This is a genomic window from Flagellimonas onchidii (genome assembly GCF_004804315.1).
Classification (GTDB): Bacteria; Bacteroidota; Bacteroidia; order Flavobacteriales; family Flavobacteriaceae; genus Flagellimonas; species Flagellimonas onchidii.
On sequence record NZ_SRXX01000003.1, the window covers coordinates 180059 to 197122 of the forward strand.

A 17064-nucleotide genomic window follows, 5' to 3' on the forward strand; every position below is an offset into this window, starting at 1 on the left:
GCGTTAGTTTCTTATGATGTAGTACCCTTTGTCCTCGTATTTTTTTGTGTCAAAGGTAAAAAGTGTACTCGAGAGCGGTTGGTTGGTTTTAAAAGAATTAACAGTTAAAGTGGTTTTAGTGCCGTTTTTTCCTGTCTGAATCAGTTTGTAGATGTGCTTGGTCTGGGTATCGATACCTAAAAGAATCGAAGTGATTTCTGCGTTGGAATCAATAGGAGTCAATTTTACATACTGGATTTTTCTTCCACCGACATTTTGAAGGATATCCCATTGATAATTATGTCCCGAACGATAAAATGTAAGCATTTTAGATGGTGTGACCGTGGCATCATCTTCCGAAACGTCTTCGATGGTAACTTCTTCGTTTTCTGGAACTATGGTGTATACTTTTTTCCCATCATTTATTTGCTGGGCACCTAGGTAATCCAATACATATTTATCACCACTTAGGGTAACATGACCATTGGTTTCTTGCTTAATGTTAGCTTCTGTATTTTCTAAAGTGGATTCAAAATCGATATAAATATTATCGTATCCGGTAGCTTTGGCATAGACTTCATCCAATAGGGTTTTTGCTTTGGACGAATTTTGCGCGTAGGAGAAAATACCGAAGGCAAAAAATGCTATGAAAAGAATGTATTTTTTAAGTGTCATTTTATTTTTTTTCGTTCTCTAAAAGTTGTTCTAGGGCAAAAATATCTGGAACCAAAACCTGTCGGGCCTTACTTCCTTCAAACGGACCGACAATCCCAGCGGCTTCCAACTGGTCAATAATCCTACCGGCCCTATTATATCCTAATTTCAATTTTCGTTGGATCAAGGATGCCGAACCTTGTTGTGCATTAACGATTACTTCTGCAGCATCTCGGAACATGCTATCCCTGTCCGAAATGTCATAATCAATACCCGTGCCAGAGTCCTCGCCAACATACTCAGGAAGCAAATGTGCATCGGGATAGGCTCTTTGTGAACCAATATATTCTGTGATTTTCCCAACTTCGGGGGTGTCCACAAAAGCGCATTGCAAACGGGTGACATCATTTCCTTGGGTAAAGAGCATATCTCCTCTACCAATCAGTTGGTCAGCACCTTGGGCATCCAAAATGGTCCTGGAATCGATTTTGGAAGTTACCCTAAACGCAATCCTGGCCGGGAAATTGGCCTTGATGATTCCCGTAATCACATTAACCGATGGTCGTTGCGTGGCAATAATCAAGTGAATACCTATAGCACGTGCCAATTGTGCCAATCTGGCAATTGGGGCTTCTACTTCTTTGCCCGCGGTCATAATCAAATCGGCAAATTCGTCGATGACCAAGACGATATAAGGTAAGAATTTATGCCCATCGTTCGGATTTAGCTTTCTAGATTTAAATTTGACATTGTATTCCTTAATGTTTCTTACCATGGCCAACTTCAACAACTCGTAGCGATTGTCCATTTCAATGCATAGGGAGTTTAAGGTGTTGATGACCTTGGTGTTATCCGTTATGATAGCGTCTTCGGAATCTGGGAGTTTCGCCAAAAAGTGACGCTCTATCTTGTTGTAAAGGGTTAATTCCACCTTTTTAGGGTCGACCAAAATAAACTTGACCTCGGCAGGATGCTTTTTATAAAGCAGCGAGGTAAGCACGGCATTTAGTCCAACAGATTTACCCTGACCTGTAGCACCGGCCATAAGCATATGGGGCATTTTGGCAAGATCGACCACAAAAGTTTCGTTACTGATGGTTTTTCCGAAAGCGATGGGTAATTCCATTTCGGCTTTTTGGAATTTGTTGGACGAAATCACCGAACGCATGGAAACAATTGTTGCATTTTTGTTTGGAACCTCTATACCAATAGTCCCTTTTCCTGGAATTGGGGCAATGATTCGAATACCCAAAGCTGCCAGCGAAAGTGCAATGTCATCTTCAAGATTTTTGATTTTGGATATTCGGATACCGGCTTCAGGAACAATTTCATAAAGCGTTACCGTTGGGCCAATGGTCGCTTTGATTTGGGCGATGCCAATCTTATAGTTTTTGAGGGTACTTACGATCCGGTTTTTGTTTTCCTCAAGCTCTTCTTGGTTGATAGTAATTCCACCCCCGGCACCATGTTGATCTAGTAATTCAATAGGAGGGAATTTGTAATTGCCGAGTTCCAATTTTGGGTCAAATTCACCAAAATCCTTGACCAATTGGGCAGCTTTCACATCAGTTTCCTCTTTCTCTTCTTTGACCTCTTCTACCTTTAAATCTATATCCGATTCTTCTTCTTGCGGAAGGTTTACGTCCAGTCCGGCTTCATTTTGAAGAACAGGAATATCATTTTTATGAGTATAGGTGTCGACAGCAACAGGGATGCCTTCTTCTGGACTTAACTCAATACTGGTTTCGTCTATTGAAGTGTCAATGGTTTTTTCCTTCTTCTTGGCAAAATCTGATTTAAACTGTTGTTTTTGTGAACGAAAAAAATTGGCAAAACCTTCTGGTGTAAAATTGAACAACCGAACCAAAATGACCATCAAAACAAAAACCAACAAAAGAAAAACCCCGATTTTTCCTGTATAATCTTGAAGAAAATCATTCATCTCATAGCCAATCAATCCACCTAACAATGGTCGTTCAATGGCAAAAAAGCCTAAAGCCATGGAAGTCCAGATAATACCTGTAAGACCCCATATCCATTTGTTGACCAGAGCTTTTGACTGCAATCCCAGAAACATATACAGTCCAGTAATGGCTAAAAGCAAGGGAAAAGCGAATGAAGCCAAACCAAAGCCTTTGTACATGAAAAAATGGCTTACACTGGCTCCAAATTTGTTGAGGAGATTACTGGCCTGGGCATTTCTATCCTTAAATTCAGATAGAATACTTTGATCCTCCTGCCAAGTAAAATAGTAGGACATAAAGGAGAAAAAGAGTGCTATGCTCAAGACAATCAATAGACTACCCAGAATAATCTTATTCTGTTTGGAAAATCTAAATGAAAATCCTTTCTTGGCGGGAGTAGGTTTTTTGGATTTAGTCCTTTTTTTTGCCATTAATCTTTTAATCTGGGGGCTAATTTACAAATTTACGATGCGTGGGGCGTGAATGGATGTTGCTTATGCCAATTTTGGAGCATATATGATGACGCCGATAATGCAGGCAATCAAGGAAACGATCATTACAGCTCCTGCAGAAACATCTTTTATAAAGCCAATCTTTGGGTCATTTTCTGGTTGAATATAATCGGCAATTTTTTCAATAGCCGTGTTAATTCCTTCTACCCCCATGACCATTCCAATAGCGAACAATTGCATTGCCCATTCTGTTGGCGAAATCTCAAAATAGAACCCAACGCCTGTCATTATCAAGGCAATAACAAATTGGATTTGAATGCTTGCTTCGGTGCGTAATAGCAGAAACATCCCTTTAAAGGCAAAACCAACACTTCGAATTCTATTTTTGAGAAAAGATTCCTTAGGCATCCATCAATGCTTCTAAAGCGGCTTTATAATTAGGTTCGTCAGCCGTTTCGCCAACTTGCTCGGTATGTACAACGTTACCATCTTTATTGACGACTACTACGGACCTTGAAAGTAAAGATTCAAATGCGCTGTCAGCAAAGGTAACCCCGTAAGCTTTACCAAAATCCCCAGTTTTGTAGTCAGACAACATATCCACATTTTCAATTCCTTCAGCTCCACAAAATCTCTTTTGCGCAAAAGGAAGGTCTTTAGAAATGCACAATACTTTAGTGTCTTCAAGTTCTGCGGCTTCTTGGTTAAATTGTCTTACGGATTGTGCGCAAGTACCTGTGTCGACACTTGGAAAAATATTAAGTACCAATTTCTTTCCTTTATAATCGGACAGTGAAACTGTTGAAAGGTCGGATTTCGTTAAAGTGAAATTTGGAGCCAATGTATTTAAAGTTGGTAACTCTCCTATTGTATTTGCAGGGCTTCCGCCCAAGGTAATTGATGCCATAGTTTTTGCGTTTAAGAAGCTGAAATTACTAAATATTCCTAAAGTAAACGTGTTAAAAAGAAGGCCCTTTGAAAAAGTTTTCAAAAGGCCTAAATAACTTTGTTTCAGTATGTGAATATTGGCCGCTCAAGCCAACTGCCTGTATGGCATCAATATCTAATTCGCATGTTTAGATAGGTACTCTGCAACACCGCTTCGGTCTGCATGCATGGCTGTTTCACCATCCTGCCAGTTTGCAGGACAAACCTCTCCTTTTTCCTGAACGTGGGTATATGCATCAATAAGTCGAATGAATTCGGAAATATTCCTGCCAAGGGGCATATGGTTTACACTTTCATGGAAAATGGTTCCCTCTTCATCAATTAGATACGTTGCCCTATAAGTTACGTTGTCACCTTCAACGGTAAACACCTTGGTTTCCTCGTCGTATTTTTCATTGGTAATGTCCAAAATACCTAGGATGGAGGCAAGATTTCTATTGCTGTCAGCAACCAAAGGATACGAAACACCCTCAATACCACCATTTTTCTTTTCAGTATTTAACCAAGCAAAGTGAACCTCAGCGGTATCACAAGACGCTCCGATAACAATGGTATTTCTTTTTTCAAATTCATCCAATGCATTCTGGAAAGCGTGCAATTCTGTTGGGCAAACGAAGGTGAAATCCTTTGGATACCAGAACAATACTATTTTCTTGTTTGATTCCTGAGCTTTTTTAAGAATATTCAACTTAAGGGTTTGACCAGTTTTGTCGATGGCATTTACCTCAAGGTTTGGAAATTTTTTACCAACTAATGTCATAATTTGTTTGATTTTTGGGATGACAAAGTTATGGTTTGCCACTTGAATTTGCAGTGGATTTTCAGTTCAATTTGGTTTGATAAAGTACTATTTTCATTTGAGTAAAAAAGAATGAAATTCGTTGTGTGAATAGAAGCGAAAGAGTCTTATAGGTTCTAATTCGATAAAAACACACACAAAATCCTGATAATTTATCAGCTCTAAAATTCTGAATTGAAATTTCTTATTTTGAAGCCAATTGCTTGATTTTAATCCTGAAGGCAGCAAAAAGTAAAGTCATGAAAGGACTCAGCCAGTTAAAAATGGCATAAACAAAATATTCGGCTACGCTAACGCCCAAAACTCCACTGTGGTAGGCTCCACAGGTATTCCAAGGCACTAAGACCGAAGTTACGGTCCCAGAATCTTCCAAGGTTCGACTTAAATTTTCCGGAGCCAAACCTCTATCATGATACGCTTTCGAAAACATTTTACCGGGAACCACAAGTGCCAAATACTGGTCAGACGCAGTAACATTCAATGCCAAACAACTGCCCACAGTGCTGGCAAAAAGCCCAAAGGTGGTTTTGGCCATTTTTAGCAGAGATTCGGTAATACGCTCCAACGCGCCAATACCATCCATGATACCTCCAAAAACCATAGCACAGACAATAAGCCAAATGGTACCTAACATTCCAGCCATACCTCCCGACGAAAACAAATCGTTTAGAGCGGGGTCCGGAGTAGCTATTGAAGTATCTACGGTAATGGCATTCAAAATGCCCTTATAGGCCGATTCGAAAGTCAAGGTGTCACCTCCGCCTAAGAGAGTAACAACCTCTGGTTGGAAAATAAGAGCAAAAACTCCTCCCAATAGCGTTCCAATTAGCAAGGCGAGTAGGGGAGGTGCTTTTTTAACAATCAAAAAGATGACCACAAGGGGAACAATAAAAAGCCAACCATTAATATTGAACGCAGAACTTATGTTGGTAAGAATAGCTTCCGTATCGGCAACTCCCGAGGTATCTATAGTGAAACCAAGAATGATAAAGACCACCAAAGTGACAGATATGGTTGGAACCGTCGTCAGCGCCATATACCGTATATGTGAGAATAATTCTCCACCCGCCATAGCGGGCGCGAGATTGGTAGTATCGCTTAATGGAGACATCTTATCACCAAAATACGCTCCTGAAAGTACCGCTCCGGCAGTCATGCCCAAACTTACTCCGAGTGCCTCACCAATACCAACAAGTGCAATACCTACTGTTGCGGCGGTTGTCCAGCTACTACCGGTGGCAATGGATATAATGGCACAGATAATCACGCAAGCGGCTAAAAATATGGTTGGATTCAATATTTGAAGTCCATAATAAATCATGGCAGGGATGATTCCACTTATAAGCCAAGTGCCAGCTAAAGCACCAACCATCAAAAGAATAAGTAGGGCTCCAGTAGTGGAGCGAATGTTTTCGGCCACTTCAGCAATCATTTGTTTATAGGAGACATTGTTAAAGAAACCAACAATGGCTGCTACTGCACCACCCAACAATAAAATAAACTGATTAGAGCCACTAAGCGCATCATCTCCAAAAACATAAACATTATACGCCAACATTCCGACCAATGCAAAGACAGGAATCAGCGCTTCCCAAATACTCAATGCTTTATTTTCTACAATATGCTCAGCTTGTCGGTACTTGGTTTTTTCCTCTTTTTTTGGCATGAAGTCTGGTTTTGTTTCGGGTAATATTACGATTTTGGAGCTTGTTCTCCAAACCTTGGTCGAATTGCATTAAGCCAAAGTCAACGAGCTTTCCAAGACTCCCAATCTTTTCATACAAGATTTCATGGCATCATAGGTTTGTTGGATATTGTTGTCCAGTCCTATAGAAAAACGAATCAATCCTTGTGACAGCCCCAGCGCCTTCTGTTCTTCCAAAGGAATTTCAGAAGAAGTGGATGTCCCTGGTGCACTGAATAAAGTTTTATAGAAGCCCAAACTCACAGCCAGATAGCCCAATTTTTCTTTTTGCATCAACTCCATCAACGCATTGGCTTTGTCCAGTGATCCTACGTCAAGTGTCAGCAATCCGCCGAAACCATATTCAGGGTTCATCTGGGATTTCATGGTGTGGTGTCCAGAATGACTTTCCAGTCCGGGATAAACTACTTTGAGTCCGTCTTTTTCGAATTGATGAGCCAAGAACTGCGCATTTTCGCTATGTTTTTTAATCCGGATATGCAGCGTTCTCATATTTTTAAGGATAGAAGCCGCTCGCAAACTATCCAAAGTGCTTCCTAACAGCATTCCCGCTCCATTGTTGACATCTTTTAGACTTAAGCAAAAGTCTGATGATGCGCAGACTGCACCTGCCACGCAATCGCTGCTGCCGTTTATGAATTTAGTAAGACTGTGTACCACGATATCCGCACCCAATTTTGCAGCATTAATGCTCAAGGGTGAAAATGTGTTATCCACAACTAGGGGAATACCATGTTTTTTTGCAAGTTTTGAAAGTGCTGGAATGTCCGCCACTTCCAATAATGGATTACTCACCGCTTCGCAATAAATCATCTTGGTTTTTGAGGTGATAGATTGTTCAACAACTTCAAGGTCAGTAATGTTCACAAATGAGGTGTTGATATCGAATTTTTTCAAAAAGTTTTTGAAAAGGGCATAGGTCCCACCATATATGGTGCGACTGCTGACAATATGCTCGTTGCTATTGCAAAGTTGAAAGATTACCGCACTGATGGCTCCCATACCACTGGCATAAACGTTGGCTGCTTCGGTACCTTCCAATTGGGCCATTGCTTCACCAAGATAAAGGTTTGATGGAGAAGAATGTCGGCTATAGAGATAGCAGCCCTCTGTATTACCCTCGAAAGTATCGAACATTGTCTTTGCAGAAAGAAAAGTGTAGGTTGATGAGTCGGAAATAGAAGGGTTTACCCCTCCAAATTCTCCAAAATATTGAAGATCCTGAATCTGCTCTGATGCTTTGTAGTCCATTGGTTAGATTTTTCGATAAAATTCTACATATATTGATATAAAGTCAATTATATTGCTTAGTTATAGATAATAAATCTAAATTTTAATAATTATTAGATTATTTGTCTATGTTTGTATTGAAAATGAGTTGATTACCTGAAAAATTATCGGTATGGAATTGGATAAAATTGATAGACAGCTTGTAAAACTGCTTCAGGAGGATTGCAAGAAGACTACCAAACAGTACGCGGATAGTTTGGATTTGTCCAAAACGGCAGTGTACGAACGAATCCGACGATTGGAGAGAACTGGTATTGTCACCAACTATGTTGCCCTTATCGACAAAGAGAAGGTGCATCGTGATTTCACGGTTCTCTGTCACATACGATTGGTACAACATACCAAGGAAAATGTACTGAGGTTTGAACGAGAGGTTTTAAAATTGGATGAGGTATCCGAATGTTTTCATGTAAGTGGGGATTACGACTACATTCTAAAAGTAAATGTCCGTGACATGAAAGAATATCGGGAGTTCATGGTGACAAAACTTACGGCAATAAGCAATATTGGGAGTACACAGAGTTCTTTCGCTATTAGGGAGGTAAAAAACAGCCCTTCTGTCCATATTTAGCAAAGTTTAACGTAATCCGTGTTAAAAGGACGGGTGCTTTAGGCTAATCTTTCTAATTTTTCGTTACCAAAAAACGAACAACAATCAAAAAACGTATTTAACCAATGAGTTCCCGTACGCGAGTTTTGCTAACGGTGACAGCAACTATCATAGGGGGATTGTCCCTTATACTGTACACCACGTTATCACAAGAAATTTTATTGGATGGTCTTAGTTTTTGTACATCCACCAACACGGAATTAATGATTGGTGGACTAGCCACTTTTGTTTCTGCGGTCGTAGCTGGGTTTCTTGCTTCCCTAATTGTAGTAAGGGATAACTATTGGCCCCACTTTGCCATTTCACTGTTTATTCTAGGCAAAATGTCGTTTGCTGTGCTTTGTGGTCAATGGAGCGGCCCATTCTGGTTCGAATCTGGATTACATCTATCTCTTTTGGCGGGTCTATGGCTAGGCTACTATGGAGCTAATAAGTTTCCATTGGCGCCGGTTTAACGGCCCTAAATAGATTTGAGATAGGAGGCCATTTTGTTCCTCGACTTTTGGTCTGGCATTCTACCTAGTCCAGCTTTCATATTATCAATCATGTGATGGGGTTTTGATGTCCCGGGAATCACGCAGGTCACATTTCTGTTGGAAAGGATGAATTTCAGAAAATACTGCCCCCAACTGTTTATGTCGTATTCCTTGGCCCATGCTGGAATCGATTTTCCTTTAACGCGGCGGAATAGCGAGCCGCTCTCATAAGGTTGGTTGATCAGGGTCGCTACCCCATACTTTTCAACAGTGTCGAATAGCGAATTCTCTGCGTGTCTCCCCCGTATGGAATAATTGAATTGCACAAAATCTGGACGTTCCGACATAATAATTTTTTCCAAGGAACTGTGCGAGGAATCTACATAATGCGTAATACCCCAATATTTAATTTTACCCTCTTCTTTCCAGGTTTTGAGTGTTTTTACATGGGTTTTCCAATCGACCAAGTTGTGGATTTGCATCAAATCCATACTTTTTCGCCGCATTTTTTGCACTGAGGTTTCCATTTGCCGTATTCCGGCCTGTTTGCCCGATGTCCAAACCTTGGTGGCATAAAACAGTTCATTTTGAAAAGTAAGATTGCTCGTAAGATCGCCCACAACTCTTTCAGAAGAAGCGTACATGGGGGAAGAGTCAATGACACGTCCTCCAAAACGATGCAATTCGGAAAGTACCTGGGTCAAAACCTTTCGTTTTTCTGAAGAACCACCAACATCAAAAGTTTGCCAGGTCCCAAGCCCAACTACGGGCAAAGCTTCTCCAGTGGAGGGAATCGGTCTGGTTTGAATTTTATCCATGGCAATCAAAGAATTTGGAATTCGGCCAAAAGAAAGACCAAGTCCGCCCAATACGGACAATTTTAATGCTTCCCTACGGTTAAATGCTGTTTTCATAAATCTTGTTGTTTAAAGTTAAAACTTTCTCTTTTTCATACTGTTGTTTTCCAAGCCTGTGACCCACAAAACTCCAAACAAAGGATAAAGGAATGGCCAAAAATGCAATTGCTCCAAGGCCCCATCCGATGGCCACAAGCCCAGCGAACAACCATCCAACAAGGGTATCGCCGCCACGATAAATAGCGGTATCTATGAAGTTTTTGGACTTATATTTTTCTTCCAAAGAAGTAACAGTGTACAAAATTTCACGTGAAGGGCGGAGCAACATAAAATTTCCTGCCCGATGGAGTACCATCAAAACCGCAATAACCCATAATGATGAATTTGTGCCCAATAAAAACAAGCCCAGCCCCACTAAAAGAGGAACGGAAGCAAATACTTTGGCCAGCCCGAATTTTTTGATGATACTTCCTGTCAATAATAATTGACCGATAATTGCAATTGTATTTACTGTAAAATCAATACTGGAAAAATAGTCAATGCGCTGACCGGGTTCCTTTAACGTATGCTCTACAATATGTGCCTGTTCAAAGTAAAGTACGGTTGAAATTCCGGTATACAACAACATAAAAGACACAATGGACAGTAGATATTTGGATTTTCCTATGTTATGTATTCCTTCAAAAAGATTTTTTGCATTGAGTACTTTTCTTGCTGTGACTTTTGTGCCGTAGTCATTATTGGATAAAGCAAGAATTACAAAAATGGAGCAAAGTGCCAACAAAAGAAACAATGCAGCGGTAAGTAGTAAACTGTCCACGGTAGAATGCATACCCAAATAATTGGCAATAAGGGGACCGGTCAATGCTCCCAAGCTACCACCAGATGTGATAATACCAAAAAAACGTTTGGAAGCTGGGCCAGAGAATACATCGGCCATAAAACTCCAAAATAATGAAACCACAAAAAGATTAAAGACGCTTAACCAAATAAAAAAAGCAATGGCAACTAGTTTAGTGATTCCAGTGCTATTGAATAAATAGTAGAAAACAAAAATGGTCGTTAAGAAAAAGGAGTAGGAGAAAGTCAAAACTCTTTTTATGGAGTTTTTGGCCATCAGTAATGCAAAAATGGGAACAATGCAAAGCATAACTACAAAAGTTCCAGTAAATAACCATTGCATGTTTATGGCGCCGTTAACAATGCCCATTTCATCCCGTAATGGCCTTAAAATAAAATAAGAACACAGCAAACAGAAGAAACAGAAAAAGGAGCAAATCACAAGTTTTGTGTTATATGACTTGACTGATTTTTGAGTCGAAACTTTGAAAAAATGTATCATAACGACATTGAACTGAGTTGCTCAAGACCGAAAATGGGCACATTTTAAATAAAGGCCTTTTTGATTGAAGAATTGGTCTGATGGATTTATAAAAACCTAAGAGGAAGCATTGTTCCTTAGGAATTTACTCGGCGTGATCCCGGTGGATTTTTTAAAGGCAATATTGAATGAGGATAACGAATTAAATCCGCAATCATAGGCAAGGCTGGCTATCTTTACATTCTTGTTTTTGGGCTGTAACAATCTTGTCTTTACTTCTTCAATGCGATAGCTGTTCAAAAAATCAGGGAAGCTTTTATCCAATGCATTGTTGACCACATGGGAGATAAGATAAGCAGGTAATTTCATTTCTGTAGCGACCTTGTTCAGTGAACAATTGGGATCGAGGTATAGTTTTTTAAGCTCCATCAATTGTTCCATTTGAGAAGCATAATCCTTGAGTTGATGTGTTTCCAAACGAATATTCTGCTGCTTTTTCGAGTTGGAATGCTTTAATAATGATGGATTTTTGAAGAGCAGAAATGCCAAAAAATATACAAATGGAAGGTAACTGACAGGCCCCAGCAAATAAGGCGTTATTCCAAGAATGTAATTGGAGAAATATAAAAATTGAAGCACGGCGGTACCAAGCACTAAAGTACTTATCCAAATTATAGTTGCCCTATTAAGCGATACCCTCTTGTCTTTTAGCCTAAAATAAATGCCCAATACAACAAGCCAAGCCAAACTATAGCCTATTTGTTGAAATAGTAGGGCGGTATAACCACCAACATGCCAAAAACCATCCAATGTCAACATGCCGACATAGAACAGTAAAACAGCACTGGGAACGAAATGCAATAGGTTCCAATTGGACCATTTTTTGGGAAATAAAAAATGAAGGATGTATAAGAAGAGGGCAGGCCCCGTAATGCTATGTGCAATAAAACCTATGTTAATCAACCAAAGTGGAGTAGTATCGAGGTAGACCCAGAGTATTGACTTTCCCAATCGGATAGTGATGGCCAAAAAGAACAACCCCAAGAGTAAATTTCTGAAGTCTTTTTTTCTTTCAAGGAAACTGTAAACGGACAACAACAGGCTTTGGGCTGCCCCAAGACCGGCGATAAACACTTCCATTTCTTTGTCCAATTTCAATGCACGCATCTCTCAAATGTAATCAGAAAATCGCGATGTTCCACATAGTGGAAATCAACTTTATGATAGAATTATAAGTTGCTGAAACAAAAAGAAAATCAAAACTAAAAAGAAGCGTTCCTTTTAGAATAAACATTGTTATTTTTGTTCCGATTATCGAACTAAATAGTAGCTCTAAAATAGAAATATGAATCAATATGATGTGGCCGTTATAGGCTCTGGACCTGGAGGATATGTAGCGGCAATTCGTTGCGCCCAATTGGGAATGAAAACTGCAATAATCGAAAAATACAATACTCTGGGAGGGACATGCCTGAATGTAGGCTGTATTCCATCCAAAGCCTTATTGGATTCTTCACATCATTATGAAGATGCCATCAAGCATTTTGAAGAGCACGGAATTGATATTCCAGGAGAGGTCAAGGTCAATTTGGAACAGATGATTGCACGCAAACAGGGTGTGGTTGACCAAACTACTAAGGGAATCCAGTTTTTGATGGACAAGAACAAAATTGATGTGTTCCATGGTTTGGGAAGTTTTAAAGATGCGACACACATCAATATCGATAGTGAAGGAAAAACAGAAACCATAGAAGCCAAACATACTATAATTGCTACAGGTTCCAAACCTTCTACCTTGCCATTTATCAAGATTGATAAAGAGCGAATCATTACTTCGACGGATGCATTACAACTTAAGGAAGTTCCCAAGCATATGATTGTCATCGGAGGCGGAGTCATTGGTCTGGAGTTAGGACAAGTGTACAAGCGTTTAGGATCGGAGGTTACGGTTGTGGAGTTTATGGACAGAATCATTCCTGGAATGGATGGAGGACTTTCCAAAGAGCTCATGAGGTCTTTGAAAAAGCAAAAGGTGAAATTCAATCTATCCCATAAGGTGAAATCCGTGGAGCGTGTTGGTGATGAAGTTGTGGTGAAGGCCGATGATAAAAAAGGACAGGAAGTTGTTTTAAAAGGCGATTACTGTCTGGTTTCCGTTGGTCGCAGACCTTATACCGATGGATTGAATGCTGAAGCTGCCGGTGTAAAACTAGATGACAGAGGTAGGGTAGAGGTGAATGAACACCTTCAAACCAACGTTTCCAATATTTATGCCATTGGCGATGTGGTAAAAGGAGCTATGTTGGCCCATAAAGCTGAGGAAGAAGGAACCATGGTGGCAGAATTACTTGCAGGACAAAAACCACATATCAATTACAACCTTATTCCTGGGGTCGTTTACACTTGGCCTGAGGTCGCTGCTGTTGGAAAAACAGAAGAAGAACTTAAAGAAGCCGGAGTCGCATACAAAGTAGGTCAATTTCCAATGCGGGCATTGGGAAGGGCCAGAGCAAGCATGGATATCGATGGCTTTGTAAAAATATTGGCGGACAAAGCTACGGATGAAGTATTGGGTGTACATATGATAGGTGCACGTTGTGCCGATTTGATTACCGAAGCTGTGACCGCAATGGAGTTCAGGGCATCTGCCGAAGATATGGCACGAATGAGCCATGCACATCCAACCTATGCTGAAGCTGTTAAGGAAGCAGCGTTGGTCGCTACCGAAGACAGAGCTATTCATATTTAATCAAAGAGAACTTTCGCCGGGGTTTCCTAAAAATGCCATTCCCGCGAAAGCGGGAATCTTCTATTAGACTTTCTTAATCCCTTACCGTTCTAAGAAATCTTCTGACCATAACTTTGATTCGGATAGAAACCTCTCTTAAAATAGGGACTGAGGCTTTCGTGAGCTCGGCTATTTGGCTTCTAAGGAATCCAACGGTTTGGTGAACCTGGGCTTTTATTTCAGCTTCATGATGGTTATAGCGCAATGCCAAAAATGCACATATAATCATGAAAACCAAAGCTCCTGAAATGGCAAAAATCGGCGTTAGGGAGTGGTTAAAAAACTTATACAATCCCAATCCAGTAAAACTTCCGTAGAGGATAATGAAATGGATTACATATATGGATAAGGTGCTGGCACCAATATTCAAAACCGTTTTATGGGTCAAAAATCGACGAAACAACATAAAAACAGCAAATACTACAAAAACATCACCTAAGCGTATAAACAGATAATTATTGCTCTCTATAAGTTTAAAAAGTTCAATACCGCTAAATCGATAGAGATTTACAAAACCTAGCGATGAATAGTAAATCAAGGTCAACCCGATAATGGTTGCAAGTGTTATGGCAATGGGGTAAAGCAACTTAGCACTTTTAAATCTAGTGAGCAAGATGGAAAGAAATCCACCAATTGTGGCATATCCCAACCATGGAATAATGGTAAAAACCGAACCGTTGGCCTTTGTAAAGTAATTGGCAATCGCATTGGGTAAAAACGAAAAAGACCATTGTTTGTATATAGGCTCAAAAAGAAACAGCATCAGGGTAATCGCCAAAAGCATACATGGGAAAAGATATTTGCTTCTTTCAACGGTTAAAAGATAAACCCCAATCAATACTAAAATGGATAAACCAATACAATGGAGTACGTCAACCAAATAAAATGAACTGTAAATATGTCCATTGAACAATCCGAAAAGATTTAGTCGCAACAAATAACCAATAAGGAGTAATTGTAGACCACGACGGATTCCTTTTTTCACCCTAGGATTTTTAAATCCTTTTTGCGGTACCTTTATTAAAAGGTAGGTGAAAATAAAGCCCGAAACTGTAAAGAAAACTGGAGCAGTGATTCCCCTAAAATACAGCCAAAGATTAAAGGCTGTGTTTTCCTTGTCCCTGAAAACAGGGTCCAACAACCCATCAATAAAGTGGCCTTGGAGCATCATTAAAATAGCCCAAGCCCTCATGGCATCAATAAAGAATAATCTGTTGGTCTTTGCATTCATCCTATCCTGATAATCATCCTATATACTTGTTTGACAGCAAGTTTGGATGTTTACGAGTTCAAAATTAGACAAAATACTCGCATCTAAGGATCAATTAAGGTATTTTAGCCAAACAATTAAAGTTTTTCCATTATGGCAATTATTTTGGCACTTGCAGGAAGTAATTCTTCGGCATCCGTGAATTTTAAGCTGGTAAAGCATACCACCTCATTGATAGAGGAACATGAAATACAGTTGATTGATATGTCAAAATACCCTTTTCCCATGTTCAGTGAGAATGAAGAAAGGCAAAGTGGATATTCAAACTCATTGGTTGAACTAAAAAACGACATTCAAAAAGCCGATGCATTAATATTGTCGGTAAATGAACACAATAGCAATCCTTCTGCATATTTTAAAAATGTGTTGGATTGGCTTTCCCGTCTAGAAAGGAAATTTTTGGCAAATACCAAGATATTGTTGATGTCTGCTTCGCCAGGTGGTAGGGGCGGAATAGGAGCACTTGGAGTGGTTGAGGGAATGTTGCCACGATTTGGAGGTGAGATGGTCAGTACATTTTCTTTACCTTCTTTTCACCAAAATTTTGATGAGAAAGACGGAATTTTGGATGAGTCTTTGAAAACCGAGCATCAAAAAGCATTACATTCCCTGTTGGATAATTTAAAGTAAGGTTTCATTGCGAGAGCATCGTTCATTTTCGATTTCTGACATAGTAAAGACCAAAGAAGCCCTATTGGATTGGGCCAAGAACTATGAACTCATTACATGGCTCGACAACAATCAACATCAAGATGATTACCATTCCTACGAAGCTATTCTAGCTTTAAGTGAACAGACCGATAAGTCTGAAAATCAGATAAAAAACATCGATAAATTGCAATGTAATATCGATGAAACAAAAGATTGGCACTTTGGTTATTTCTCATACGATGTAAAAAATCAATTGGAAGACTTGGAGTCAAACAATTATGATGGTCTTGGATTCCCCGAGATTTTTTTCTTTCGACCTGAAAAAATCATTACCGTAAGAGAAGGAAGATTAAACTTCATGTACTTGAATGAGCGTGCTGATGATATTGATAAAGATTTCTCAAGTATTAGCAAGTCGGTAACATCCGTTTCAGAAAAAAATCACAGTGAAAGGCCAGTTCGCATTAAAATGCGCATCCATAAAGATGCCTACTTTGACAAAGCAAAAAAGTTTTTGGCGCACATCCATCGCGGAGATATTTATGAGGCAAACTTTTGTCAAGAATTTTATGCCGAGGATACGGCAATCGACCCATTGACAACGTATAAAAATCTCAATAAAATATCCCAGCCACCCTTTGCATCCTATCTAAAGATAGGAGAGAGATACTTGTTGAGCGCTTCCCCAGAACGTTATCTGAAAAAAGAAGGACAAGCCATAATCTCACAGCCAATTAAGGGAACTGCTGCTAGGGGGGCAAATGCAGCTGAAGACAAGAAACTAAAACTACTTTTAGAAAACGATAGTAAGGAAAGATCAGAAAATGTTATGATCACAGACCTCGTCAGGAACGATCTTTCAAAAAGTGCCATCAAAGGGACTGTAAAAGTCGAAGAACTTTGCAAAGTGTATACCTTTAAACAGGTACACCAAATGATCTCCACTGTTTCTGCCAAAGTTCCATACGATAAAAAGCCAGTTGAACTGATCAAGGAAACTTTCCCAATGGGCAGTATGACAGGAGCTCCGAAAATTTCTGCCATGAAGATTATTGAAGAATTGGAAGAGACGAAACGAGGTCTCTATAGTGGGGCTGTTGGATATTTTGACCCCGAAGGTAATTTTGATTTTAATGTAGTGATTCGAAGCATACTGTACAACGCATGGTTAAAATATGTGTCTTTTTCCGTTGGAAGTGCCATTACTGCCAAATCCAGTCCTGAAAATGAATACCAAGAATGCTTGCTCAAGGCCAAGGCGATGAGGAGTGTATTGGAAGGCAGCGAAGAGTAATTATTA

Annotated in this window: 16 protein-coding genes; 5 read left to right on the top strand and 11 right to left on the bottom strand. The window is 39.7% G+C overall.

Annotated elements, in window-relative coordinates:
* Positions 1–3: 3 nt before the first annotated feature.
* The 7 genes from lolA1 to E4661_RS04760 all read right to left on the bottom strand — a co-directional run bounded on the left by lolA1 (position 4) and on the right by E4661_RS04760 (position 7752).
* Positions 4–654 (bottom strand): outer membrane lipoprotein periplasmic chaperone LolA1, encoded by a 651-nt coding sequence (gene lolA1, locus E4661_RS04730; RefSeq protein WP_136465672.1) that lies wholly within the window; start codon positions 652–654, stop codon positions 4–6.
* A 1-nt stretch (position 655) separates the two neighbouring features.
* Complete coding sequence (locus tag E4661_RS04735; protein ID WP_136465673.1) at positions 656–3028, bottom strand: DNA translocase FtsK; 2373 nt, start codon at positions 3026–3028, stop codon at positions 656–658.
* Positions 3029–3091: 63 nt separating this feature from the next.
* Complete coding sequence (locus E4661_RS04740; RefSeq protein ID WP_136465674.1) at positions 3092–3457, bottom strand: diacylglycerol kinase; 366 nt, start codon at positions 3455–3457, stop codon at positions 3092–3094.
* Entirely contained in the window at positions 3450–3956 is a 507-nt protein-coding gene (gene tpx, locus E4661_RS04745; protein ID WP_136465675.1) for a thiol peroxidase, read from the bottom strand. The genes E4661_RS04740 and tpx overlap by 8 nt, the downstream gene beginning before the upstream one ends.
* Positions 3957–4112: 156 nt before the next feature.
* The gene (locus E4661_RS04750; protein WP_136465676.1) at positions 4113–4757 is read right to left on the bottom strand and encodes a peroxiredoxin; all 645 of its coding nucleotides are present in this window, start codon (positions 4755–4757) and stop codon (positions 4113–4115) included.
* 223 nt (positions 4758–4980) lie between these two features.
* Positions 4981–6462: a Na+/H+ antiporter NhaC gene (nhaC, locus tag E4661_RS04755; RefSeq protein ID WP_136465677.1), complete on the bottom strand. Its 1482-nt coding sequence runs from the start codon at positions 6460–6462 to the stop codon at positions 4981–4983.
* A gap of 69 nt (positions 6463–6531) precedes the next feature.
* Positions 6532–7752 (bottom strand): aminotransferase class I/II-fold pyridoxal phosphate-dependent enzyme, encoded by a 1221-nt coding sequence (locus tag E4661_RS04760; protein WP_136465678.1) that lies wholly within the window; start codon positions 7750–7752, stop codon positions 6532–6534.
* Between the two features lie 151 nt (positions 7753–7903).
* Here E4661_RS04760 and E4661_RS04765 point away from each other — a divergent pair, with 151 nt between their 5' ends.
* Together E4661_RS04765 and E4661_RS04770 are read left to right on the top strand one after the other, a co-directional pair.
* Positions 7904–8362, top strand: a complete 459-nt coding sequence (locus E4661_RS04765; RefSeq protein WP_136465679.1) for an Lrp/AsnC family transcriptional regulator — start codon at positions 7904–7906, stop codon at positions 8360–8362.
* A 104-nt stretch (positions 8363–8466) separates the two neighbouring features.
* On the top strand, positions 8467–8856 hold the full coding sequence (locus E4661_RS04770) for a hypothetical protein (protein WP_136465680.1): 390 nt from the start codon (positions 8467–8469) through the stop codon (positions 8854–8856).
* Positions 8857–8861: 5 nt separating this feature from the next.
* On the opposite strand, the gene E4661_RS04775 is transcribed toward E4661_RS04770, so the two are convergent.
* The 3 genes from E4661_RS04775 to E4661_RS04785 form a co-directional block, all read right to left on the bottom strand.
* Entirely contained in the window at positions 8862–9791 is a 930-nt protein-coding gene (locus tag E4661_RS04775; RefSeq protein ID WP_136465681.1) for an aldo/keto reductase, read from the bottom strand.
* Positions 9775–11076, bottom strand: a complete 1302-nt coding sequence (locus E4661_RS04780; RefSeq protein WP_136465682.1) for an NTP/NDP exchange transporter — start codon at positions 11074–11076, stop codon at positions 9775–9777. The genes E4661_RS04775 and E4661_RS04780 overlap by 17 nt, the downstream gene beginning before the upstream one ends.
* Before the next feature lie 96 nt (positions 11077–11172).
* Entirely contained in the window at positions 11173–12222 is a 1050-nt protein-coding gene (locus E4661_RS04785) for a helix-turn-helix domain-containing protein (RefSeq protein ID WP_136465683.1), read from the bottom strand.
* Between the two features lie 178 nt (positions 12223–12400).
* Between E4661_RS04785 and lpdA the strand changes: the two genes are divergently transcribed.
* Entirely contained in the window at positions 12401–13804 is a 1404-nt protein-coding gene (lpdA, locus tag E4661_RS04790) for a dihydrolipoyl dehydrogenase (protein ID WP_136465684.1), read from the top strand.
* A 73-nt stretch (positions 13805–13877) separates the two neighbouring features.
* Here lpdA and E4661_RS04795 read toward each other — a convergent pair whose 3' ends face one another.
* Positions 13878–15074 carry an acyltransferase family protein gene (locus E4661_RS04795; RefSeq protein ID WP_136465685.1) on the bottom strand — a complete coding sequence of 399 codons (1197 nt, stop codon included), beginning with the start codon at positions 15072–15074 and terminating at the stop codon, positions 13878–13880.
* Between the two features lie 132 nt (positions 15075–15206).
* On the opposite strand from E4661_RS04795, the gene E4661_RS04800 reads away from it, so the two are divergent.
* Complete coding sequence (locus E4661_RS04800) at positions 15207–15743, top strand: NADPH-dependent FMN reductase (protein WP_136465686.1); 537 nt, start codon at positions 15207–15209, stop codon at positions 15741–15743.
* A 7-nt stretch (positions 15744–15750) separates the two neighbouring features.
* Positions 15751–17058, top strand: coding sequence for an anthranilate synthase component I family protein (locus tag E4661_RS04805; protein ID WP_136465687.1), 1308 nt, complete (start codon positions 15751–15753; stop codon positions 17056–17058).
* The last annotated feature ends 6 nt before the right edge of the window (positions 17059–17064 follow it).